General features: G+C 28.4%; 1 pseudogene. It reads left to right on the top strand.

The annotated features are described in order from the left end of the window. Positions 1-268 (top strand): annotated as a pseudogene (locus tag F1B92_RS08965) (hypothetical protein); the annotation flags it as partial.

Genomic DNA, 268 nt, shown 5'->3' with positions numbered 1-268 from the left:
CTTTAAATTCATCATCAAATTTAAGCACACCTAACTCTATCTCATATCATAGAGATACTTTATCTTTAAACAAGTCAAACCTAAATTTAAACTCCAATACTCCAAACCCAACCACTTCAGATAATTCTAAAATTTACTTTGATATGAATAGTGATGGCTTTAAAGAAAGAATGATTGAGTGGATAAGCAAAGATGAAGCAGTATTAGTTAATGATATAAATAACAATGGCTTAATAGATAATGGAAGTGAAATACTAGGCAATAACTA

The sequence above is a fragment of the Campylobacter portucalensis genome, from assembly GCF_009690845.1.
GTDB lineage: Bacteria > Campylobacterota > Campylobacteria > Campylobacterales > Campylobacteraceae > Campylobacter_B > Campylobacter_B portucalensis.
Note: the sequence above shows the minus strand (reverse complement) of the source record. Positions and strands in the feature narration are given on the sequence as shown.